This is a genomic window from Cellvibrio sp. PSBB006 (genome assembly GCF_002162135.1).
GTDB lineage: Bacteria > Pseudomonadota > Gammaproteobacteria > Pseudomonadales > Cellvibrionaceae > Cellvibrio.
On the sequence record NZ_CP021382.1, the window covers coordinates 3,920,419 to 3,941,482 of the forward strand.

Consider the following 21,064-nt stretch of genomic DNA (forward strand, 5'->3'; position numbering starts at 1 on the left):
TGTTGTGGGTGTCGCGCTCAGTAATAATGATTGCATTGATTGAGAAACAGCCTATGACCACTGGCCTTTACCGGTTGGACGAATTCAAAGACAACTGCGGCTTTGGCTTGATTGCTCACTTGAAGGGCAAGACAAGTCACCGTTTGTTGAGAACGGCTATCGAAGCATTGACCTGTATGACCCATCGCGGCGGTATTGCGGCGGATGGCAAGACGGGCGATGGCTGCGGTCTGTTGCTCCAGAAACCGGATTCTTTCCTGCGCACTGTGGCCAAAGAAGCCTGCGGTGCTGACCTGACGCCTGTTTATGGCGTGGGCGCTGTTATGTTGAGTCGCGATGCCGCTCAAGCTGACGCCGCGCGTGCGATTCTGTCAGAAGAGCTGGTTGCCCAGGGTTTAGTGGTTGCCGGTTGGCGTGAAGTGCCGGTCGACAGCAGCTGCCTTGGACCAATCGCGCTCAAATCTCTGCCAGTCTTCAATCACGTCTTTGTGAACAATACAGACCTGCCTCTGGAGCAGGTGAATGCGCGCTTGTTTATGGCGCGCCGCAAGGCGGAGCTGCGCCTTGCTGAAGATAAGTCTTTTTATATTGCCAGCCTGAGCACCGGTATCCTTTCCTATAAAGGTTTGATGATGCCGGTGGACTTGCCGCAATTCTTTGCGGATCTGGCTGATCCTCGCCTGGAAACAGCCATTTGTGTCTTCCACCAGCGCTTCTCCACCAACACCATGCCGCAGTGGCCCTTGGCGCAGCCCTTCCGCATGTTGGCGCACAATGGTGAGATCAACACGGTGGTGGGTAACCGTAACTGGTCGGTAGCACGCACTCCCAAATTCTGTACGCCGCTGTTGCCTGAGTTGCAAAGCGTGACGCCGCTTGTAAATCGCACCGGTTCCGACTCCTCCAGCCTTGATAATATGCTGGAGATATTGACGCTGGGCGGTATGGAGCTGCATCGTGCTATCCGCATGCTGGTGCCGCCGGCCTGGCAGAATGTGGATCATATGGACCCGGATCTGCGCGCTTTCTATGAGTACAATTCCATGCATATTGAGCCGTGGGATGGTCCTGCCGGTCTGGTTATTACCGATGGTCGCTATGCTGTGTGCACACTTGACCGGAATGGGCTGCGTCCTTCGCGGTGGGTAATCACCAAGGACGACATAATTACGGTGGCCTCTGAGGTTGGCGTCTATGCCTATAAGCCAGAGGATGTCGTAGCCAAAGGTCGTCTCGGCCCAGGCCAAATTATGTCTATCGATACGGCGACCGGTACCTTGCACCACACCAGGGACATCGATCAACAGCTCAAGTCCAGTCAGCCCTACAAACAATGGCTGAAAGATCGCGCCTTGCGCGTTGAATCCACCCTGGTGGCGGACGATAAGGAAAACGGTATCGACCGTATTCAGCTCAAGTCCTACATGAAGATGTTCCAGGTTTCCTTTGAGGAGCGTGATCAGTTGTTGCGTCCTCTGGCCGAAGGCGGTCAGGAAGCTGTGGGATCTATGGGTGACGACACGCCCATGGCTGTGTTGTCTCGCCAGCAGCGTTCCATCTACGATTATTTCCGCCAGCAATTCGCCCAGGTGACCAATCCACCTATCGACCCTTTGCGTGAAGCGATTGTTATGTCGCTGGAGACGTGTCTGGGGCGTGAGCTATCTGTGTATGAAGAAACGGCGGAGCATGCTGATCGGGTGATTTTGTCATCTCCGGTGCTCTCGCCAGCCAAATTCCGCGCATTGCTCAATATGAATCGCCCGGGTTACGAAGTAGCGGAATTCCCGTTGCATTACGACCCGGCTCAGATGAACCTCCAGCAGGCCATTACGCTGTTATGCAAGGGCGTGGCGGAGGCGGTCAAATCCGGCAAGGTTCTGATGGTATTGAGCGATAACAGCCTGCAAAAAGGTTTGTTGCCCATTCAGGCGTTGCTCGCTGTGGGCGCTGTGCATCAGCATTTAACCAACGTGGGGCTGCGCTGTGATGCAAATATCATCATCGAAACCGGCAGCGCGCGCGATCCTCATCAGGTTGCGGCCTTGATCGGTTATGGCGCTACGGCCGTCTACCCCTACCTCAGCTATCACGTGCTCAATGATCTCGTTGAGACTGGCGAACTGCTGACCGGTATTGACGATGCCTACAAAAATTACCGCAAAGGTATTGATAAGGGGCTGATGAAGATTTTGTCCAAGATGGGCATTTCTACCATTACGTCTTATCGCGGTGCGCAATTATTTGAAGCCGTTGGACTGTCTGAGGAAGTGGTTAATACCTGCTTCGAAAGCACGCCCTCCCGTATCAAAGGTGCGCGTTTTGAAGATCTGGAAGCCGACCAGAAAGTACTCGCCCAAAATGCCTGGGTAGAGCGCAAGCCGATTGTGCAGGGCGGCTTGTTCAAGTATGTGCATGGTTCCGAGTATCACGCGTTCAACCCGGATGTAGTGCAGACGCTGCAAAAGGCGGTGCAAAGTGGTAATTACGCATTATGGCGAAACTATGCGGACCTGGTAAATCAGCGTCCGGTTTCGATGCTGCGTGATTTGCTGGCGTTGCGCGAGGATATGTGTACGCCGGTTCCTCTGAGTGAAGTGGAGTCTGTCGAAGCTATCATCAAACGTTTTGACTCCGCAGGCATGTCACTCGGTGCGCTTTCTCCCGAGGCTCATGAAGCATTGGCTGAGGCCATGAATCGCTTGGGCGGGCGCTCGAACAGTGGTGAGGGCGGCGAAGATCCGGCCCGTTACGGCACGGTGAAAAGCTCCAAAATCAAACAGGTGGCATCGGGTCGCTTTGGTGTAACCCCGGCTTATCTGGTGAATGCCGAGGTATTGCAGATCAAAGTCGCCCAAGGCGCCAAGCCCGGTGAGGGTGGCCAGTTGCCGGGTGGCAAGGTCAACAGTTTGATTGCGCGGTTGCGTTACTCCGTGCCTGGCGTGACCTTGATTTCGCCACCGCCGCATCACGATATCTATTCCATCGAAGACCTGGCGCAGTTGATCTTCGATCTCAAACAAGTCAATCCGGATGCCTTGGTCTCCGTGAAGCTGGTATCGCGCCCTGGTGTGGGCACGATTGCTGCCGGTGTTGCCAAAGCCTATGCGGACTTGATTACCATCTCCGGTTACGACGGCGGTACAGCGGCGAGTCCGCTGTCATCCATTCGTTACGCAGGCTCGCCCTGGGAGCTGGGCTTGTCGGAGACACATCAAACTCTGCGCGCCAACGACTTGCGCGACAAGGTTCGCGTGCAAACTGATGGTGGGTTGAAGACGGGCCTCGACGTTGTTAAAGCCGCGATGCTGGGCGCTGAGAGTTTCGGTTTTGGTACCGGCCCGATGGTTGCATTAGGTTGTAAGTACCTGCGTATCTGCCACCTTAACAACTGCGCTACCGGCGTGGCGACCCAACAGGATAAGCTGCGTAAAGACCATTACATCGGCACGGTTGACATGGCCATGAATTTCTTCAGGTTCATGGCGGAGGAAACTCGCGAGTGGATGGCGCGCCTGGGTGTGCGTTCGCTGGCAGAACTGGTGGGACGTGTGGATCTGTTGCAGGTTCTCGAAGGGCAGACGGAAAAGCAGAAACAGCTTGATCTCAGCCCCATCATTTATACCGACGACTATCTGGCAACCAAGCCGCAAACATGTGCTGTAGACAAAAATCATCCTTTTGATAAAGGTGAGTTGGCGGAAGCCATGGTGCGTACCGTGTTGCCAGCTATCGAAGGCAAAGCCGGTGGCGAATTTGAATTCCGTATCACCAACTGTGATCGTTCCATTGGTGCGCGTATCAGTGGTGAGATTGCCAAACGCTACGGTAACCAAGGCATGGCCGACACGCCGATCACCTTGAAGTTGCACGGTATCGCCGGTCAAAGCTTTGGTGTCTGGAACGCTGGTGGCCTGAATATGTATCTGGAAGGTGACGCCAACGATTACGTCGGTAAAGGTATGGCCGGCGGTAAGCTGGTCATTCGTCCACCGCGTAATTCCGAGTTTAAATCCAACACCACTAGCATCATGGGTAACACCTGTCTGTATGGTGCTACGGGCGGCAAGTTGTTTGCAGCCGGTACCGCTGGTGAGCGTTGCGGGGTGCGTAACTCCGGTGCTCACGTTGTCGTAGAGGGTGCGGGTGATCACTGTTGTGAATACATGACCGGTGGTGTGGTGACTGTGCTGGGTCAAACCGGGGTCAACTTCGGCGCAGGTATGACCGGCGGTTTCGCCTATGTATTGGATGAAGCCAATGACTTTGTGGATCGCTACAACCACGAATTGGTGGATATTCACCGCATCAACACTGAAGCACTGGAAGCTCATCGCAACCATCTGCGCAGTGTGATCGAGGAATTTACCCGCGAAACCGAGAGCGAGTGGGGCAAGCATCTGTTGGCGAATTTTGATGATTACGTCGGCAAATTCTGGTTAGTAAAACCCAAGGCAGCGAGCTTGGCCGGGCTGTTAGTCAGCTTCAAGCAACGCGGCGAATAATCACCTTGGGCTAAAGAGGGGCATGCACAATGGCCGAACGTTTAAATAACACTTTCCAGTTTCTCGATGTTGGGCGTCAAGACCCGGCAAAGAAGGATATTGCTACCCGTAAACATCAGTTTGTTGAGATCTACCAACCTTACACCCAGGATCAGGTTTCAGGCCAGGCGCATCGCTGCCTGGAGTGTGGTAACCCGTACTGTGAGTGGAAGTGTCCGGTGCATAACTTCATTCCCAATTGGTTGAAGTTGATCTCTGAGGGCAACATCTTTGAAGCGGCGGAGTTGAGTCACCAGACTAACTCCCTGCCTGAAGTCTGTGGCCGCGTCTGTCCGCAGGATCGCTTGTGTGAAGGCGCCTGTACGCTCAATGACGGCTTCGGCGCTGTAACTATTGGTAATGCGGAGAAATACATTACCGATACCGCCTTTGCCATGGGCTGGCGGCCGGATATGTCCAAAGTGGTGTGGACCGATAAAAAAGTCGCCATTATCGGTGCTGGCCCTGCCGGTATCGGTTGTGCGGATATTCTGGTGCGCAACGGCGTTAAGCCGGTCGTTTTTGATAAATACCCTGAGATCGGTGGTTTGCTGACGTTCGGTATTCCGGAGTTCAAACTGGAAAAATCAGTGATGTCTCGCCGCCGTGAGATCTTCACTGAGATGGGTGTGGAATTTCGTCTGAATACCGAGGTGGGCAAAGACATCACCATAGATGAATTGCTGCGCGATTACGACGCCGTATTCATGGGTATGGGAACCTATACCTACATGAAGGGCGGTTTTCCTGGCGAAGACCTGCCCGGTGTTTACGATGCCCTGCCGTTCCTGGTTTCCAACGTGAACCGCAACCTCGGATTTGAAAAAGATCCAGCGGATTTCATCAGCGTGAAAGGTAAACGTGTCGTCGTGCTCGGTGGTGGTGATACGGCAATGGACTGTAATCGTACGTCCATTCGTCAGGGTGCTAGCAGTGTGAGCTGTGCTTACCGCCGTGACGAAGAAAATATGCCGGGCTCAAAGCGCGAAGTAGCTAATGCACGGGAAGAAGGTGTGCAATTCCTGTTTAACCGCCAACCGGTTGCGGTGGTGGGTGAAGGCAAGGTAGAAGGCGTAAAAGTGGTGACCACCCAACTGGGTGAACCGGATGAAAAAGGCCGTCGTCGTCCGGAAGTTGTACCGGGCAGCGAAGAAGTTCTGCCGGCTGATGTGGTGCTGATTGCGTTCGGTTTCCGGCCTAATCCTCCCGATTGGCTGGTCGATCACAAGATCTCCACCAATGATTGGGGTGGCGTGGTTGCGCCGGAACACCAGCAGTTCAAATTCCAGACCAGCAACCCCAAAGTCTTTGCTGGCGGCGATATGGTGCGTGGTTCTGATCTGGTTGTGACGGCGATCTGGGAAGGTCGTGAAGCAGCGACCGGCATCCTCGACTATCTCGGTGTGTGATCCAGGTGTGTGTGACCCGAGTTACTTGTTTGAATAAAGCCATTCGTACATCATCGAATGGCTTTCATAATGTTTAACAAAGCCGTTGCTCGAATCCATCCTGCAAATAAAAATAGGTGCATCGGCTATCGACCTGCCTGAGTCTCGTCAGCTGATTATTGAGATGGCATTTAATAACCAAGATAAGTCATTAGCGAGCAGAGACTGATTTCATGGCTGAGCTTAAAAACGATCGTTTCCTACGTGCCCTTTTAAAACAACCGGTTGATGTCACGCCTGTCTGGATGATGCGCCAGGCCGGGCGTTATTTGCCTGAGTATCGTGCAACCCGCGAAAAGGCGGGTGACTTTATGGGGTTGTGTACCAACCCTGAGCTTGCCTGTGAAGTCACCTTGCAACCTCTTGAGCGCTATCCGCTGGATGCCGCTATTCTGTTTTCCGATATTCTCACCATTCCCGATGCAATGGGTTTGGGTCTTTACTTTGAAACAGGCGAAGGCCCCAAATTCAGAAAACCGGTGCGTACCGAAGCAGATATTAATGCCTTGCAGGTGATTGATCCCGAGCGGGATTTGCCTTATGTGCTTAATGCAGTAAAAACCATACGGCGAGAGTTAAATGGTCGCGTACCTTTGATTGGTTTTTCCGGCAGTCCCTGGACTTTGGCGACGTATATGATCGAAGGCGGATCAAGCCGCGATTTTCGGCGCGCCAAAGAAATGCTCTATAACCAGCCTGAACTGATGCATCGCCTGCTCGATGTATTGGCGCAATCGGTGATTGGTTATCTCAACGGCCAAATTCTTGCCGGTGCTCAAGCGGTGCAAATTTTTGATACCTGGGGTGGTGCGCTTTCGCATCAGGCGTATCAGGAATTTTCCTTGCGTTATATGCAGCAAATTGTTTCGGGCTTGATTCGCGAACATGAAGGCCGCCAGGTGCCGGTAATTTTATTTACCAAAGGCGGCGGGCAATGGCTGGAATTGATGGCTGCTACTGGAGCAAATTGTCTCGGACTCGACTGGACAACTGATATCGGTGATGCGCGGGCGCGGGTCGGCAATCAGGTAGCGCTGCAAGGCAATATGGACCCAAGCATCCTTTACGCCTCCCCCGAACGTATTCGTACAGAAGTTAACACCATTCTCAAGCGTTATGGTGCAGGCTCCGGGCACGTATTTAATTTAGGTCACGGTATTACGCCCGAAGTCGATCCCGCACATGCCGGCGCTTTTATTCGTGCGGTGCACGAGTTGTCTGCGTCCTATCATTCATAATATTTTGTCACAAGGGCTCCCGACGGAGCGGCGCCTCTGGTGTGTTGATCATTTCTTAACTAAACTGGGCGTCATCTGTGGATGGGTTCTGCTCAGGAACAGTTGGTGATGAGGATTCACTGTGGGAATTAAACAGGTCAAACTGAACGTCAACGAGCTGACCATTGGCATGTATGTGTCTGGCTTGGACAGGCCATGGTCGCAAACCCCCTTTCCTCTGCAAGGTTTCTATATCCGCGATCTGGGTGAAATTACCCAACTCAAAACGCTCTGCAATCACGTTTATATCGATGTTGAAAAAGGCCGTGGGCCAGTGTCCGCCAACCTTAAAACACTGACGCCGCAGGGGCGTGTTAAAGGTGGTGCCGGGCGCGAACCACACAAGAACAGCTTTCTGACCGAACCCGTCGCTCCCCTCAAGATTCAGCGCAACCTTTATCGCGAAGTCCAACCGCTGCAAAAAGAAGTCAAAAAAGCCCGGCAATTGCACCAAAAAGTTTACGGTGCGGTGGGCGAGGTGCTCGACCAACTGGAGCGCAACCAACTGCAAACTGCATCGATTGGTGAAACCAAGCGAGTAGCCAGCGAGATGGTGGACAGTGTGCTGCGCAACCCGGACGCATTTACCTGGTTGTCCCGGGTGCAGGAAAAAGACGAATACACTTACAGTCACGCGGTGAGGTCATCGGTGTGGGCAATCCTGTTTGGACGTCATATCGGTCTGCCCAAGCGTGATCTGGATGTACTCGCGTTGGGGGTGTTATTGAAAGATGTCGGTAAAGTCATGCTCGACAGCGAGCTTTTGACGAAGGCCGAGCGCACTGCCACCGAAGAAAAAGCCTATGAAAGCTTTGTTGAGTTGGGTGCGGATATTTTGCGCAAGACACCGGGGGTTGAACCGCGCGTGATCAGTGTGGTGAAAACCCACTGCGAACGTCTCAACGGCAGCGGCTTTCCACAAGGCTTGCGCGGTGACAAGATTCCTCTGCTGGGCAAGATCGCCGGTATCGTTACCTACTACGATTACGTCACCAACCCGAGAGGGTCCCGTCATCCCATTGCGCCCTCCAAGGCGGTAGCCAAGCTCTATGAGCTGCGCAATATTCAGTTTCAGGAAGAGTTGGTGGTGGAATTTATCCGCGCCATTGGTCTTTACCCCACTGGCACCCTGGTGGAGTTGAGCACGGGTGAAGTTGGCGTGGTGGTAGAGCAGAACTTTGAGCGCCGCTTGAAGCCGAAGGTGATGCTGGTATTGGATGCCTGTAAGCAACCTATGGCCGAATGCAGCCTGCTGGACCTTTCCGAAGATGACAAGCGCAAACAAGCACTGCTCGACTCGGGTAAAAAAACCCGCTATGAGATAGAAAAGGTGGAAATCGCCCGTGATCTGGAGCCTGGCAGCTACGATGTCGATATCGCCAACATCCGCGATCAATATCTGATGAAGACCGAAAAGCGCGGCCTCATGGCATTGCTGAGTCGCTTGCAGCGAAGCTGATGAGTTCTCGTATATATCAGGCATAAAAAAACCACCCGTAGGTGGTTTTTTTATGCTCATTGCCCACTGCTGGGCAAGTCGCCGTTCAGCTTAGATGGGCTGTACGTCAGAAGCTTGTGGGCCTTTAGGACCTTTTTCCACGTTGAACTTAACGCGTTGGCCTTCTGCCAGGGTTTTGAAGCCTGAACCAGCGATAGCGCTGAAATGTACAAATACATCTTGACCGTTGTCTTGTTCCAGAAAACCAAAACCTTTAGCTTCGTTGAACCACTTAACAGAACCAGTTGCGGCTGCCATAAAAATCTCCAGAGCAAATAATTGCTACGTTGTAAAAGAAATAAACCCGAATAGGGCGGTGTACTGACCTAAGAAGAATTGATGACTAAAACAAAATGAAGTGCTACGGAGTATTCAGCGGCCTTTCGAGCAACAGGATCATTGCAGGAGAGGAGCGGTGGTACGGTGTATTCATCGAAATTGTAGTGACAAGTATCAGCTGTATTCTTCACCAGCCGGGGCAGTATGGGCTGGTGTGTTTATCTTGTAAAGGGAAATTAGCGGGGCTGGTCAATAATGTTGGCATCCACCCATAAAGGCTACTTTCAGGCGTCAGTCGATTACGAGCGTTGTATCGGCAGCGTTACAGACAGCATGGAGCGACCATTTTCCGCCGATGATCACGTCTTTGATCGCTCCTGAATTCTGCATTAATGCCGTATATGGCCCATGCACTGTCCCATGACGGTAGGTGAGCCTGCCCGAAATTGCGTATCCCATTCGACACGATCCTTGGCAAACAACACGATGGCCGTTGAGCCCAATTTAAAGCGTCCCATCTCTGCACCCTTGGCTAACTTAATCTCCGCGGCGGGTGTTGCGACATAATCTGTCGTTTGAATCTGGCGTTTAATGGGCGCTACTTCACCGGCCCAGACAGTTTCAATGCCTGCCACAATCATTGCGCCCACCATCACCACGGCCATCGGGCCTATATCGGTATCAAAGATGGCGGCAACGCGCTCGTTGCGGGAGAAGAGGCGCGGTACCCCCTTGGCGGTGGCATCATTAACAGAAAACAAATCACCGGGGATGGCGACCATTTTGCGCAGCTTGCCGTGATAAGGCATGTGCACACGATGATAATCGCGCGGTGAAAGATAAACCGTCGCGAATTTTCCGCCTGCAAATTCGTTGGCCAGCGCAGGATCGCCACCCAGTAATTCGACGGTGGTGTAGCCCTGCCCTTTGGCTTGGAAAATTCTGCCGTCAGCGATATCGCCGAGCTGGCTGATGGCGCCATCAGCGGGAAATACGATACTCGTTGCCTCGGCATCAATCGGACGTGCCCCGTCTTTTAAGGCGCGGGTAAAAAAGTCATTGAAACAGGCATAAGCCAGCGGATTTTCTTCTTGCGCCAGTGACATATCCACGTTGTAGCGCTTCACGAACCATTCAATAAACGTGTTCCTGATCCAGGGGGTCTGTGAGCGTGCGACCCAACCGGCGGCCCGGGATAGGGCATGGTGGGGGATCAGGTATTGCATCAAGACAAACAATTTTTCTTTCATAACGACAATCTTACGCAGAGTAAATTAATGGGTAGCGATGAGCACGCATGGAGGCAGATCGAATATAGACCCCACCTGCCGAAAAAACCCGGCCATGGTAGCAAAAACTGGCGGCTGCCAAGGAGATCTCTGTCTTTGTGTGCGATAAGATCCGGTAAATCCTTTGCCGGATGCTATGCTAAAGCCAATGAAAACCCGCTTCTATGCGCCATATTTGGCTTCGTCGGATCAATGTGTAGCTGATTTTCCTGGGATTCTCTTGCATGCCTTTCTCTCCTGTTGTCCTGAATAAAAGTGATCTCGCCTGTTTTCCCGGGACTTATGCCCTGGCGCAAAGTCGCTGGCTGGAAGGCCTGGCCGCTAATATTGAGTTGGTGAAACAACACCTCAAGTTTCCGGTGCGCGGTGTGCAAGGGCCGCAGTTTGAGGCATTGATGACTCGGGTCGCCTGGCTGGGTAATGAGGATGCCGGCAAAGTCATGGTGTTGATCGCCGGTACCCACGGCGTTGAAGGTCATGCGGGCAGCGCTGTGCAAATCGATTTATGGGGATTGATTGAGCAACACAAGGTGAACTTGCCGGAAGATGTCGCCATCCTGATGATTCATCCGCTCAACCCCTTTGGATACGCCTGGAGCCGACGGTGCGACGAACAGGGTATCGATCTTAATCGTAACTTCATCGATTTTTCCCAACCCTTGCCTCACAGTGATGGTTATTCGCTCCTGCAGCCGCTGCTCAAGCGGGCGCAGACCACTGCGCAACGGCAGAAGCTCTTTCAGCAGTTTGCCCATGATCACGGACAGCGGGCCTTTGAGCGCGCGCTGAGCGGTGGACAGTATGTGGACCCGCAAGGGCCGTTTTACGGCGGTGCGGAGCCGGCGCATGGACGCCAGGTGATCGCCAATATCATTGAACGTTTTCAACTGGATCAACGCCTGCTGGCAGTGGTTGATGTTCACACGGGACTGGGGCCATACGGGCATGGTGAGCTGATTTGTGACCATCCGCTTAACAGTCGAGGCAGCGGACAGGCGCAAGCCTGGTATGGCGCCAGCGTGACCATGCCGGCACGCGGCGATTCCAGCTCCGTGCCCAAGCTGGGGTTGCTGGATTATGCCTGGCACGCGTTGATGGAGCAGCGTGGCTGCTTTGTCACACTTGAATTTGGCAGCTACGGCACCGATTCCCTGTTTGATGTGTTGTTGCAGGAGCATCATGATTGGAGCAGCGCTGGTCCCTTGGCAATTGATCATCCCGCCAGTGCGGCCATGCGTGAACATTTTTGTCCGGGCGATGCCTACTGGCGGGAACTGGTGTTGGTCAAGGCGCGCCAGGTGATCCATCAAGCATTAGCAGGTCTGGCGGCAAACTGATCGCTGTCCGCTCCGGTAACTTCCACTGGTTAACAGGCTTTTATGCAAATATCCCAGCACATCCCCAGATCCCCGTTTGCCCCCGTGCCCAAGGCACCAGAAGGCTTTCGCTGGACGGAAGCCGACCTGACTGACCTGGATGCCTTGGTGGATCTGGAGCAACGCTGTTTCAGTGGTGATCGGCTTAGTCGACGCAGCTTCCGCCGCTGGCTGACCGCCCCGCAGGACATTTTCCTGTTGGCGTGGAAGGAACAGCAACTGGCGGGTTATATCCTGATCTTGTGCCACCGGGGCACCCGGTTGGCCCGTGTCTATTCGTTGGCAGTTGATCCGGACTTTCGCGGCCGTGGCATTGCAGGTTGGTTGATGCAGCTGGGTGAGCAGCATGCACGGGACAGCGGAAGGCTGTATATGCGTCTGGAAGTCAGCAGCGAGAATAAAAATGCCATCCGCCTATACGAATCCCTGGGTTACAAGCAATTTGGCCTTTACCACGATTATTACGAGGACCACAGCGACGCCTTGCGTTACCAGAAACGTATCCGGGTGTTTCATGAGAAGACTCAACAAAGTGCGATTCCATGGATGTGTCAGAACACCCGTTTCACCTGCGGCCCTGCATCGCTGATGATGGCGTTGACATCGCTCGATCCGGATTATCAGCCTTCCTTGCAGGAAGAGCTGCGCCTGTGGCGTGAAGCCACCACGATTTTTATGACGTCCGGCCACGGTGGTTGCCACCCGATGGGCCTGGCCCTGGCGGCGCGAACGCGTGGATTTTCCACCTCAGTGTGGATAAACCAAACCGGCCCGCTGTTTCTGGACGGCGTGCGCGATGAAACCAAAAAGCCGATCATGACGGCGGTCCACAATGACTTTTGTGCACAGTTGCAGGCGCTGGATGTTCCGGTGCACTATCGCGACATTCGCCAGCAGGATTTGATTGATGCCTTTCGGGAAGGCGCGGTGCCCATCATCCTGATCAGTACCTATCGTATGGACAGCAAAAAGGCACCGCATTGGGTGGTGATGAGCGGCTTTGATGATGAATGTATCTACGTGCATGATCCCGACCCGGAAACCTACGGGCAAACCGCGATTGACTGCCAATTCATTCCCCTGGCGCGCAACGATTTTGAGTTGATGACCAGCTTTGGGCGTACCCGCCTGCGTACAGCGGTTATTATTCACGCCAAGGCAACCGGCTGACAGAGAAAACAGGTAAACCTGATGTTGAAGACGCGCACGAGCTGTGTGGCGGAAACCCGCATAATCCCATTTCCTTTTGAGTTCACCATTCTGCGCTCGCGCCGCCGCAGTATCAGTATTGAAGTGCAATCTGCACGCGTGCTTATCCGCGCACCGCAGCAGGTGGCGGACAGCGTGTTGCATGATTTCCTGCGCGAAAAAACCCACTGGGTGCAGGAAAAAATTCATGAACAACAGCAAGCATTGTCAGCTATCCCGCAACACACCTATGCAGCAGGTAGTTTTTTACCTTATCTCGGCCAGGAAATTCGCTTGGTGTTAGGCAGTGGTTCGGCGGCGCGTGTGGTCTTGTACGATCAACAATTGCACGTGCTGTTGTCGCGCCGGCGACGCATGAGTGCACCGGAGCAAACCCGCCGCCTGGTGCAGGGTTGGTATCAACAGCAGGCATTAAAATTGTTAACGGAAAAGACTGACCAACTTTGCCTGGCCATGGGGCTACAACACACCGGCGTCAGCATTCGGGCAACGCGAACCAAATGGGGTCACTGCACCAGTCGCGGGGCCATTCAATACAATTGGCAAATTATTCTGGCGCCGGAGCCTATTGTGGATTATCTTGTCGCCCACGAAGTAAGCCATTTGCGCCACCACAATCACAGCCGTGCTTTCTGGCAACTGGTAGAAAGTGTCTGTCCCGATTATGTGCGATGCCGCGCCTGGTTAAAGGCCAATGGCCAGCAACTGGTGCTATAGGTATACAACACACCGATAGGTTTACACCTGACTGTCCCTTAGTGTTGTGTAAGCATTTCCCGAATCCTGAACAAACAAAGTGTCTGCCATCATGACTGAACTCAGCGATGACTTTAGTGAAAACATCGACCGCTTTATTGTCGAGGCTATGGAAAATGGTTGCGTCTGGGGCCTGCAAGGTGAGGAGGGCTGGGCGCTCTGTGCATCAGAAGATTACGACGATATGGATGTGATGCCGCTCTGGTCGCAGGAGGCTTTTGCGCAATTTCATTGCCGCGATGAGTGGGCCGCATATGCGCCGGTAGCGATTGAGCTGGAAGAGTTTCTGGAAGAATGGTTGCCCGGTATGCATGAGGATGTGCTCTTGGTCGGCGTCAACTGGAACGATGATCTCGAAGGCGAGGAGATGGAGCCCCTGGATCTGCTCGAAGAGTTTGAACAGGAACTTCAGGATTGATCGTCATTCACAATGAACACAACTGCCTCCGTTGTTCGCCGCTTGCTAGTCCGAATCCTGCTCGGGCTTTTTATTTTATTCTCCATGTATCTTTTTTCCCGCACACCAACCCATGAGGGCGAGTGGTCGGCCTTGCAAACGCGTTTGCCTCAGGTAGAGTGGCGACAAGACGGCACGACCTCCTATTACCACATCGATAATTTGCGCGATTTCCGTTACAACGCCGATGGCAGTGTGCAACGGGCCGATTACCGCGCCGCTGACTTTTCTCCGGCAGATTTACAACAGGTCTGGCTAGGCATTTCGCATTTCGGTGGCTATGGTCTTGCACACACCTTTTTAAGTTTTGAGTTTAAACACGATCAATTTCTATCGGCCTCGGTAGAGGCGCGCCTGCGTCCCGACCAAAATTACAATCCTTTTCTGGGATTGTTACGCCAATACAACAAGATGGTTGTATTGGGCACTGAAGCTGACATCATCGGATTGCGCACCCACATTCGCAAAGAACGCTTCTTGCTGTATCCATTACAGCTGACCGAACAAGAGCGTGATTATTTATTCAATGCGATGATGGCTGATGCGCAACAAATCGCGCAGCAGCCGGATTTTTACAACACCTTGCTTGATAACTGCACGACGAATTTATTAAAGCATGATCCGAACTACCGTTTTTATACCAGCTTGTTGGATTACCGCTTATTGCTGCCCGGCTATTCCGATGAAGTGATACAGGAAAAAGGTTGGTTAACGGCCGAAGAGCCCATCATTGATCTGCGCGCAAAAGCGCTTATCAATGCTGAACTAATGTCTCTTGATGCAGAAGATTTTTCGCGCGTTATCCGCCGCCGGTATCAGTCTGAATGACATCAGCCTGCGCTGGATGCATCCTCATTCGTCGCGCCGAACAGATAATCATGCAGGATATCCACTTGATGGCGGGTGACATGCTCTTCCAGCTTGCTGAGCGTATCGCAGATGGGGGTGATGGCCGGTGTATCGTTGGTGCGATAGTCCTGCGTTGTTAACACAAACGCCTGTGAATCGGACAGATAGCGATTGGTAATGTGGCTGTATACCTTGCGTTGTAATTGCAACACGCAAAAATCAAAATCCATGCACATCCGCATAAGGTTGGGATAGTTGGATTCCTTGCGGTCAATGAAACGAATTTCCCTGCTGCCGAGCAGTTCTTCAGTTTTGAGCGATTGGTTGGGCATAGTGTTAAGGGCTAACCTGTCAGGTATCTGCTGTTTTTCAGGCATCTACGGTTTTCGGGCATGCTTGTTATCGGACGTGGGTTTATAACACTTGGCCGGTTAAAAATGCAGCCCTGACACGCGCGTCGAATAATGGGTGTTTTTTGTTGTCCCTTAGGGGGCGAGGTTGATGTCGCAAAGGTGTTAAATCCTACAAAAAACACTAGCTTGTATACCAGCATTTGCAAGGACCAGGCGCGCCGGATAGTCGCGTTTGCTTGATGCATGTGAAGCGGATCACAATTTCCCATGACTCCTCTGCTCGGCAGTAGCCTGGCCTGCGCTGTGGACACCTGAATACAATTTATACAGGAGATATTGAATGCCAAATCCACGTGGATTTTTCAGTTTGCTTGTTTTGTCTTTTTTCCTGGTGTCGCTGGGCGGTTGTGCCGCATTTCAACCTGGCCTGGAAAAGCCAACCGTTAAAGTAACCGGGTTACGCCTGCTGCCCTCCCAGGGTGGTTTGAATCAGCGTATCGGGGTCGACCTGGCCATCCTTAATCCTAATGATCGGGATTTGTCCCTGCGTGGAATCTCTTATACGATTGGCATCGAAAATTTCTCGGTGCTCAGTGGTGTGACTGATAATGTACCGGTATTGAAAGGTTATCAGGAGACACCGGTAAGCCTGGAGGTATCCGCCAACATGCTGCAAGTCGTGCGGTTAATCGAGTACTTCAGCCGCGCCGGTGTTAAAGACAGCGTCAATTATAATTTTGATGCAAAGCTGGACTTCAGTGCGCTCTTGCCTGCCATGCGCGTTAAAGAAAGCGGCAGTATTCCACTGGTACAAGGCTCACCGTCACAAGGTGTGCGGCCTTAATTTGCCCTTGGATGTTTGACGGCTCCACGAGTAGCGAAATAAAAATTATACTTTTGATTCAGGATATTTCATGACCGAAGTAATTTCCCCACCCGATGCGGATGAACGCATTTCCCTGAAAGATTACACCGAGAAAGCGTACCTGGATTATTCCATGTACGTGATTCTTGACCGCGCCTTACCGAACATTGGCGATGGATTAAAACCAGTGCAACGTCGCATCGTTTATGCGATGAGTGAGCTGGGATTAAAGGCCAGTGCAAAATATAAAAAGTCCGCGCGTACCGTGGGTGATGTGATCGGTAAATTCCATCCGCACGGTGACTCCGCCGCCTACGAAGCCATGGTGCTGATGGCGCAGCCTTTTTCCTATCGCTATCCCTTGGTAGACGGCCAGGGTAACTGGGGTTCGCCGGACGATCCGAAATCCTTTGCGGCCATGCGCTATACCGAATCGCGCCTCACCAAATACAGTGAAGTGCTGTTGGAAGAGTTGGGGCAAGGCACTGTGGAATGGCAGCCCAACTTTGACGGCACACTTGATGAACCTGTGGTGTTGCCCTCGCGCGTTCCCAATGTTTTGTTGAATGGCACCACCGGTATTGCGGTGGGTATGGCGACCGATATTCCACCCCATAACCTGCGCGAAGTCGTCAACGCTTGTGTGCATATGCTCGACAACCCCAAAGCGACAGTGACCGAGTTGTGTGAGCATGTGCTCGGCCCGGATATGCCGACAGATGCCGAGATCATTACGCCGCGTAGCGAACTGATCAAGTTGTACGAAACCGGACGCGGCAGCGTGCGCATGCGCGCGGTGTGGATCAAAGATGCTGACACCGGCGATATCATCGTGACCGCCTTGCCGCATCAGGTATCCGGCGCAAAAATTCTGGAGCAGATTGCGGCACAGATGCAGGCCAAAAAATTGCCTATGGTAGCCGACCTGCGCGATGAGTCGGATCATGAAAATCCTACGCGTCTGGTAATTACGCCGCGTTCCAATCGGGTCGACCTCGAACAGGTTATGCAACATTTATTTGCAACGACCGAATTGGAGCGTACCTACCGCGTCAACATGAATATGATCGGCATTGACGGTCGTCCGGCGGTGAAGTCGCTTGATAAAATTTTGACGGAGTGGCTGAGCTTCCGCACCGTCACGACGCGTCGCCGTCTGCAATATCGTCTGGAGCGCGTTGAAGAACGTTTGCTGCGTTTGGCGGCCTTGATGATTGTGTTCCTTAATGTGGATGAAGTGATTCGTATCATCCGCGAAGAAGAACATCCCAAACCGGTTTTGATGGAACGCTTCAATCTTATTGATATGCAAGCGGAATATATTCTTGAAACCAAGTTGCGTCAGTTGGCGCGACTGGAAGAAATGAAGATTCGCCAGGAGCAGCAAGACCTGGAAAAAGAGCGCGACAATCTGAAAAAAATTCTCGACTCTGCCGTCAAGCTGAAAAACCTGGTGCGCAAGGAATTGATTGAGGTGGCACAGCAATACGGCGACGACCGACGTTCACCGATTGTGGAGCGCGCTGAAGCACAGGCTTTCAGTGAAACGGAATTAATGAGTGTTGATCCGGTAACGGTGGTTATTTCCGATAAAGGCTGGATTCGTTCTGCCAAGGGTCATGACATCGATCCCGCTGGCTTGAGTTATAAAGCCGGTGACAGCTTTAAATTTGCGCTTCACGGCAAGAGCAATCAGAACGTTATCCTGCTCGACTCTACCGGTCGCAGTTATTCGCTGCCTGCCCACAATCTTCCGTCGGCGCGCGGTCAGGGCGAGCCGCTTAGTGGCCGGATCAATCCGCCCAGTGGCGCTACGTTTGAAGGCGCGTTGATGGGTAATGATGAGCAGCCGGTGTTACTGACTTCAGATGCCGGCTACGGATTTGTCGCCACCCTTGCCGACCTCGTCAGCAAAAACAAAGCCGGTAAAGCCTTGCTGAGCTTGCCGGATGGTGCGCGAGTATTGCCGCCGCAAATCCTGACCGGCGATCCGGCCCAAACCTTATTGGCAGCCGTCAGCAATGATGGTCGTCTGTTAGTGTTCCTGGTTACCGAGCTACCGCAATTGGCGCGCGGCAAGGGCAACAAGATCATGAATATTCCCTCGGCACGGGTGAAAAGTCGTGAAGAATTTGTGTTGGCCGTGGCCGTGATCAATCCTGGACAAATGCTTACGCTATACTCAGGCAAACGTCATATCACCCTGAAGCCGGCGGATCTTGATCATTATCGCGGTGAACGCGGACGACGCGGCAATAAATTGCCTCGTGGATTCCAGAAAGTGGATCAGGTTGAGGTGGTTGAGAAATAATTATCCGCACCTGTGGCGGTGTTGCTGAAATAATTAGAAGCCATCTCACAAACCATCTGGTGACCAGCTGATTTGTGAGATGGATCGAGCTGAATTTCTGACAATAACAAAGGTTCTTTCCATGAGTGATCAGCGTCGCCATGTTCGCACACCATTTTCCTGTTCGATCAAGATTCGCCATGAAAGTATCGGAGAATTGATGGTTAAAACCCGGGATATTTCTGATGGTGGAGTATTTGTCATCCTTGATCCGCAACATGTACCACCCATCGGTTCGGTCGTGACGGGTCAGGTGCAGGGATTGATGGGTGATGCGCCGGAGTTGAAGATGGAAGTCGTGCGGGTTGAGCCAACGGGTGTTGGTCTGCGCTTTATCGCGGCGGACGCTACCGATTGAGTCATCACGCCAGCGGATGTTATTGATCAGATAATGCTACTGAAGAGGTTGCTCGTGTTGAAATTTTCAGGTTTGCATAACTGTTGGGCCAAGGTTTTTTTATCTTTAATGAAATTTGATTGGCGTATTGGCCAACGAATATTATTGGCAGCCACCGTGCTGATACTTGCCTCTGTCAGCCTTTCCTCTCGTGCTGCCGTCGTTCTGCAATATCATCACGTCAGTGAATCAACTCCCGCCTCTACCAGTATTACCCCGGATTTATTCAAACAACATATGGATTACCTGTCCGAGCACGACTTTAAGATCGTGCCCTTGCCGGAACTGGTGAAGCAACTTAAATCAGGCAAAGCCTTGCCGGATAGAGCCGTAGCGATTACGTTTGATGACGCCTATGAATCGGTATACAACGAAGCCTACCCGCTGCTGAAAAAGCGTGGCTGGCCTTTCACGGTTTTTATCAATACCGACCCGCATGATCAAAACAAAAAATCCTTTGCGACCTGGGCACAGATCCAGGAATTGGCCAAGCAAGGCGTAACCATTGCCAACCACACGACCAAACACGGGCATCTGCTGCGCTTACGCGATAATGAAAGTCGCGCGCAGTGGCGCGAGCGAATCAAGCAGGAAATTCTCGATGCGGAGCAGCGCATAACGGAGAAAACCGGACAGAAGCATCGCCTGCTGGCCTACCCTTACGGCGAGTACGACAATCATGTAAAAGACGTGTTAAAGGAATTGGATTTTGTTGCCTTCGGCCAACAATCCGGTCCCCTGTTTGCATTAAACGATTTGCTCGCCTTACCGCGCTTCCCCTTTGGCGGCAGCTATGGTGACCTACAGGATTTTTCTACCAAAGTGAATACCCGCCCGTTTGCCATTGCTTCTGTTGAGCTTTATGAAGATGCAGTGCTGAAAAAACCACTCAAGGATCTCGTATTGGCTCACGGGAAAAAGCCGGTACTGGTCATAACGTTGGAAGACCAAAAATTATTACCGCGCGTAAATTGTTTTGCTTCCGGTCAAGGCGCGATTAAAACAGAGGTGCGCGATGGCAAGTTGATTGTACAAGCCAATAAGCCATTACAAGCCGGGCGCGCGCGCTACAATTGCACAGCACCCACGGGAGAGAAAGGACGCTTTTTCTGGTTCTCCCAACAGTGGTTAACCAAAGGCAAAGATGGACGTTGGGCTCACGAGGATTAATAAAAGCTCGTTCATTCTTTTGATTGTGATGCACGAAAAACTTATTGCGGTGCGGGGATGGCTTCCATCGGAGAGGGCTCCACATCCGCCGCACTCAGCTGCAAGTTTTCAAAATCATTCACGCGAATAACTGTGCGTAATTCATTGATATACACGTCGCCGCGACCGGAGTATTTCCCCAATCCTTCCACCAACTCTGTCCCTGTTAATTCGCCATCCTGCGCGCGTAATGTCGCGCGCAGTTGGCGAAATTCACGGTAGGCGTTGTGCGTGTTGATGTTGCGATAGTAGGCATCTACCGATGCTTCCACGCTATCGAATTTCTGTACTTCGTGGGTAGCGTTGGGTGGGCGGCGCTCAGGTACTAATCCGCAGCCAGGTTTGTAGCACCATTGGCCGAAAAGATTGTGTGCTTCTACAGCAAATCGCGATGTGCCCCAACCGGATTCAATAGCGGCTTGGGCGAGCACCATGGAAGAGGGAATGATGTCGGCGCGTAACAATAAAATTTCGATAGCTCTCGCTGTTTCGGGATAGGTTTCATGGCGGACACGATAACGTTCGCGCAGTTGCTCCAGTTTGGTCAGCTGTTTTTCCGTTAGCGGTTTTCCTTCTGCCAGTTGCAGTTTCATTTTGTAGAGCGACTTGCGATTTTTCTGGATGTAATTATTTTTCTGCTCCACCATCGGCAACAACAAATCCACAAAGGCTTTTTTGCGCTCAGGTGTTTGTTCAATACTGACGAAATCCGGGAGCGGCGTGCTGCTGACGAGATCGGTAACTTCGGGCTCAGCAGGTAATAACGGCGCATCCTGTTTGGGTAATGAGAAGTGGGCAAGGAAAAGAATCAGCGCCAGAGAGCCAACGGCGTAGCCAAGCAGGGCCAGACCCAGAAGCCAGGATGCGTTTTTTTGCATAATTCAACGGACTCAAAAGTTTCAACAATA

Annotated in this window: 18 protein-coding genes; 14 read left to right on the forward strand and 4 right to left on the reverse strand. The window is 52.4% G+C overall.

The features are described 5' to 3' along the window. The first annotated feature begins 53 nt into the window (after nt 1-53). The 4 genes from gltB to CBR65_RS16365 all read left to right on the forward strand — a co-directional run bounded on the left by gltB (nt 54) and on the right by CBR65_RS16365 (nt 8,728). Nucleotides 54-4,505, forward strand: a complete 4,452-nt coding sequence (gltB, locus tag CBR65_RS16350) for a glutamate synthase large subunit (RefSeq protein WP_087467844.1) — start codon at nt 54-56, stop codon at nt 4,503-4,505. Nucleotides 4,506-4,534: 29 nt separating this feature from the next. Then, nucleotides 4,535-5,953, forward strand: coding sequence for an FAD-dependent oxidoreductase (locus CBR65_RS16355; protein ID WP_087467845.1), 1,419 nt, complete (start codon nt 4,535-4,537; stop codon nt 5,951-5,953). Nucleotides 5,954-6,165: 212 nt separating this feature from the next. After that, on the forward strand, nt 6,166-7,230 hold the full coding sequence (gene hemE, locus CBR65_RS16360) for a uroporphyrinogen decarboxylase (RefSeq protein ID WP_087467846.1): 1,065 nt from the start codon (nt 6,166-6,168) through the stop codon (nt 7,228-7,230). A gap of 121 nt (nt 7,231-7,351) precedes the next feature. After that, on the forward strand, nt 7,352-8,728 hold the full coding sequence (locus CBR65_RS16365) for an HD-GYP domain-containing protein (RefSeq protein WP_087467847.1): 1,377 nt from the start codon (nt 7,352-7,354) through the stop codon (nt 8,726-8,728). A gap of 90 nt (nt 8,729-8,818) precedes the next feature. On the opposite strand, the gene CBR65_RS16370 is transcribed toward CBR65_RS16365, so the two are convergent. Then, nucleotides 8,819-9,025, reverse strand: coding sequence for a cold-shock protein (locus CBR65_RS16370; protein WP_087467848.1), 207 nt, complete (start codon nt 9,023-9,025; stop codon nt 8,819-8,821). A 276-nt stretch (nt 9,026-9,301) separates the two neighbouring features. Between CBR65_RS16370 and CBR65_RS22595 the strand changes: the two genes are divergently transcribed. Beyond that, on the forward strand, nt 9,302-9,427 hold the full coding sequence (locus tag CBR65_RS22595) for a hypothetical protein (RefSeq protein ID WP_255377163.1): 126 nt from the start codon (nt 9,302-9,304) through the stop codon (nt 9,425-9,427). 8 nt (nt 9,428-9,435) lie between these two features. Here CBR65_RS22595 and asd read toward each other — a convergent pair whose 3' ends face one another. Further along, nucleotides 9,436-10,296, reverse strand: coding sequence for an archaetidylserine decarboxylase (asd, locus tag CBR65_RS16375; RefSeq protein ID WP_087467849.1), 861 nt, complete (start codon nt 10,294-10,296; stop codon nt 9,436-9,438). Nucleotides 10,297-10,559: 263 nt separating this feature from the next. Here asd and CBR65_RS16380 point away from each other — a divergent pair, with 263 nt between their 5' ends. From CBR65_RS16380 to CBR65_RS16400, 5 genes are all read left to right on the forward strand, one after another. Then, a complete protein-coding gene (locus CBR65_RS16380) occupies nt 10,560-11,672 on the forward strand; it encodes a DUF2817 domain-containing protein (RefSeq protein ID WP_087467850.1) in 1,113 nt (370 codons plus the stop codon). Between the two features lie 42 nt (nt 11,673-11,714). Further along, the gene (locus tag CBR65_RS16385) at nt 11,715-12,881 is read left to right on the forward strand and encodes a GNAT family N-acetyltransferase/peptidase C39 family protein (protein WP_087467851.1); all 1,167 of its coding nucleotides are present in this window, start codon (nt 11,715-11,717) and stop codon (nt 12,879-12,881) included. A gap of 21 nt (nt 12,882-12,902) precedes the next feature. Next, complete coding sequence (locus tag CBR65_RS16390; RefSeq protein ID WP_087467852.1) at nt 12,903-13,637, forward strand: M48 family metallopeptidase; 735 nt, start codon at nt 12,903-12,905, stop codon at nt 13,635-13,637. A gap of 91 nt (nt 13,638-13,728) precedes the next feature. Beyond that, nucleotides 13,729-14,094: a DUF2750 domain-containing protein gene (locus tag CBR65_RS16395; RefSeq protein ID WP_087467853.1), complete on the forward strand. Its 366-nt coding sequence runs from the start codon at nt 13,729-13,731 to the stop codon at nt 14,092-14,094. Nucleotides 14,095-14,106: 12 nt separating this feature from the next. After that, nucleotides 14,107-14,961 carry a DUF4105 domain-containing protein gene (locus CBR65_RS16400; RefSeq protein ID WP_087467854.1) on the forward strand — a complete coding sequence of 285 codons (855 nt, stop codon included), beginning with the start codon at nt 14,107-14,109 and terminating at the stop codon, nt 14,959-14,961. Nucleotides 14,962-14,963: 2 nt separating this feature from the next. Here CBR65_RS16400 and CBR65_RS16405 read toward each other — a convergent pair whose 3' ends face one another. Continuing rightward, the gene (locus CBR65_RS16405; protein ID WP_087467855.1) at nt 14,964-15,314 is read right to left on the reverse strand and encodes a hypothetical protein; all 351 of its coding nucleotides are present in this window, start codon (nt 15,312-15,314) and stop codon (nt 14,964-14,966) included. Between the two features lie 361 nt (nt 15,315-15,675). On the opposite strand from CBR65_RS16405, the gene CBR65_RS16410 reads away from it, so the two are divergent. The 4 genes from CBR65_RS16410 (at nt 15,676) to CBR65_RS16425 (ending at nt 20,117) form a co-directional block, all read left to right on the forward strand. After that, complete coding sequence (locus CBR65_RS16410) at nt 15,676-16,179, forward strand: LEA type 2 family protein (protein WP_087467856.1); 504 nt, start codon at nt 15,676-15,678, stop codon at nt 16,177-16,179. Between the two features lie 70 nt (nt 16,180-16,249). Further along, nucleotides 16,250-18,511 (forward strand): DNA topoisomerase IV subunit A, encoded by a 2,262-nt coding sequence (gene parC, locus CBR65_RS16415; RefSeq protein ID WP_087467857.1) that lies wholly within the window; start codon nt 16,250-16,252, stop codon nt 18,509-18,511. Nucleotides 18,512-18,632: 121 nt separating this feature from the next. Then, nucleotides 18,633-18,908: a PilZ domain-containing protein gene (locus CBR65_RS16420; protein ID WP_087467858.1), complete on the forward strand. Its 276-nt coding sequence runs from the start codon at nt 18,633-18,635 to the stop codon at nt 18,906-18,908. 108 nt (nt 18,909-19,016) lie between these two features. After that, nucleotides 19,017-20,117: a polysaccharide deacetylase family protein gene (locus tag CBR65_RS16425; protein ID WP_087469122.1), complete on the forward strand. Its 1,101-nt coding sequence runs from the start codon at nt 19,017-19,019 to the stop codon at nt 20,115-20,117. A 41-nt stretch (nt 20,118-20,158) separates the two neighbouring features. On the opposite strand, the gene CBR65_RS16430 is transcribed toward CBR65_RS16425, so the two are convergent. Further along, a complete protein-coding gene (locus tag CBR65_RS16430) occupies nt 20,159-21,034 on the reverse strand; it encodes a glucosaminidase domain-containing protein (protein WP_087467859.1) in 876 nt (291 codons plus the stop codon). Nucleotides 21,035-21,064: the final 30 nt, after the last annotated feature.

What these genes read in the sequence shown, in the direction of transcription:
- gltB (WP_087467844.1), top strand. Translation starts at nt 54, where the DNA reads ATGACCACTGGCCTTTACCGGTTGGACGAATTCAAAGACAACTGCGGC.
- CBR65_RS16355 (WP_087467845.1), top strand. Translation starts at nt 4,535, where the DNA reads ATGGCCGAACGTTTAAATAACACTTTCCAGTTTCTCGATGTTGGGCGT.
- hemE (WP_087467846.1), top strand. Translation starts at nt 6,166, where the DNA reads ATGGCTGAGCTTAAAAACGATCGTTTCCTACGTGCCCTTTTAAAACAA.
- CBR65_RS16370 (WP_087467848.1), bottom strand. Translation starts at nt 9,025, where the DNA reads ATGGCAGCCGCAACTGGTTCTGTTAAGTGGTTCAACGAAGCTAAAGGT.
- CBR65_RS22595 (WP_255377163.1), top strand. Translation starts at nt 9,302, where the DNA reads ATGTTGGCATCCACCCATAAAGGCTACTTTCAGGCGTCAGTCGATTAC.
- asd (WP_087467849.1), bottom strand. Translation starts at nt 10,296, where the DNA reads ATGAAAGAAAAATTGTTTGTCTTGATGCAATACCTGATCCCCCACCAT.
- CBR65_RS16380 (WP_087467850.1), top strand. Translation starts at nt 10,560, where the DNA reads ATGCCTTTCTCTCCTGTTGTCCTGAATAAAAGTGATCTCGCCTGTTTT.
- CBR65_RS16385 (WP_087467851.1), top strand. Translation starts at nt 11,715, where the DNA reads ATGCAAATATCCCAGCACATCCCCAGATCCCCGTTTGCCCCCGTGCCC.
- CBR65_RS16390 (WP_087467852.1), top strand. Translation starts at nt 12,903, where the DNA reads ATGTTGAAGACGCGCACGAGCTGTGTGGCGGAAACCCGCATAATCCCA.
- CBR65_RS16395 (WP_087467853.1), top strand. Translation starts at nt 13,729, where the DNA reads ATGACTGAACTCAGCGATGACTTTAGTGAAAACATCGACCGCTTTATT.
- CBR65_RS16400 (WP_087467854.1), top strand. Translation starts at nt 14,107, where the DNA reads ATGAACACAACTGCCTCCGTTGTTCGCCGCTTGCTAGTCCGAATCCTG.
- CBR65_RS16405 (WP_087467855.1), bottom strand. Translation starts at nt 15,314, where the DNA reads ATGCCCAACCAATCGCTCAAAACTGAAGAACTGCTCGGCAGCAGGGAA.
- CBR65_RS16410 (WP_087467856.1), top strand. Translation starts at nt 15,676, where the DNA reads ATGCCAAATCCACGTGGATTTTTCAGTTTGCTTGTTTTGTCTTTTTTC.
- parC (WP_087467857.1), top strand. Translation starts at nt 16,250, where the DNA reads ATGACCGAAGTAATTTCCCCACCCGATGCGGATGAACGCATTTCCCTG.
- CBR65_RS16420 (WP_087467858.1), top strand. Translation starts at nt 18,633, where the DNA reads ATGAGTGATCAGCGTCGCCATGTTCGCACACCATTTTCCTGTTCGATC.
- CBR65_RS16425 (WP_087469122.1), top strand. Translation starts at nt 19,017, where the DNA reads ATGAAATTTGATTGGCGTATTGGCCAACGAATATTATTGGCAGCCACC.
- CBR65_RS16430 (WP_087467859.1), bottom strand. Translation starts at nt 21,034, where the DNA reads ATGCAAAAAAACGCATCCTGGCTTCTGGGTCTGGCCCTGCTTGGCTAC.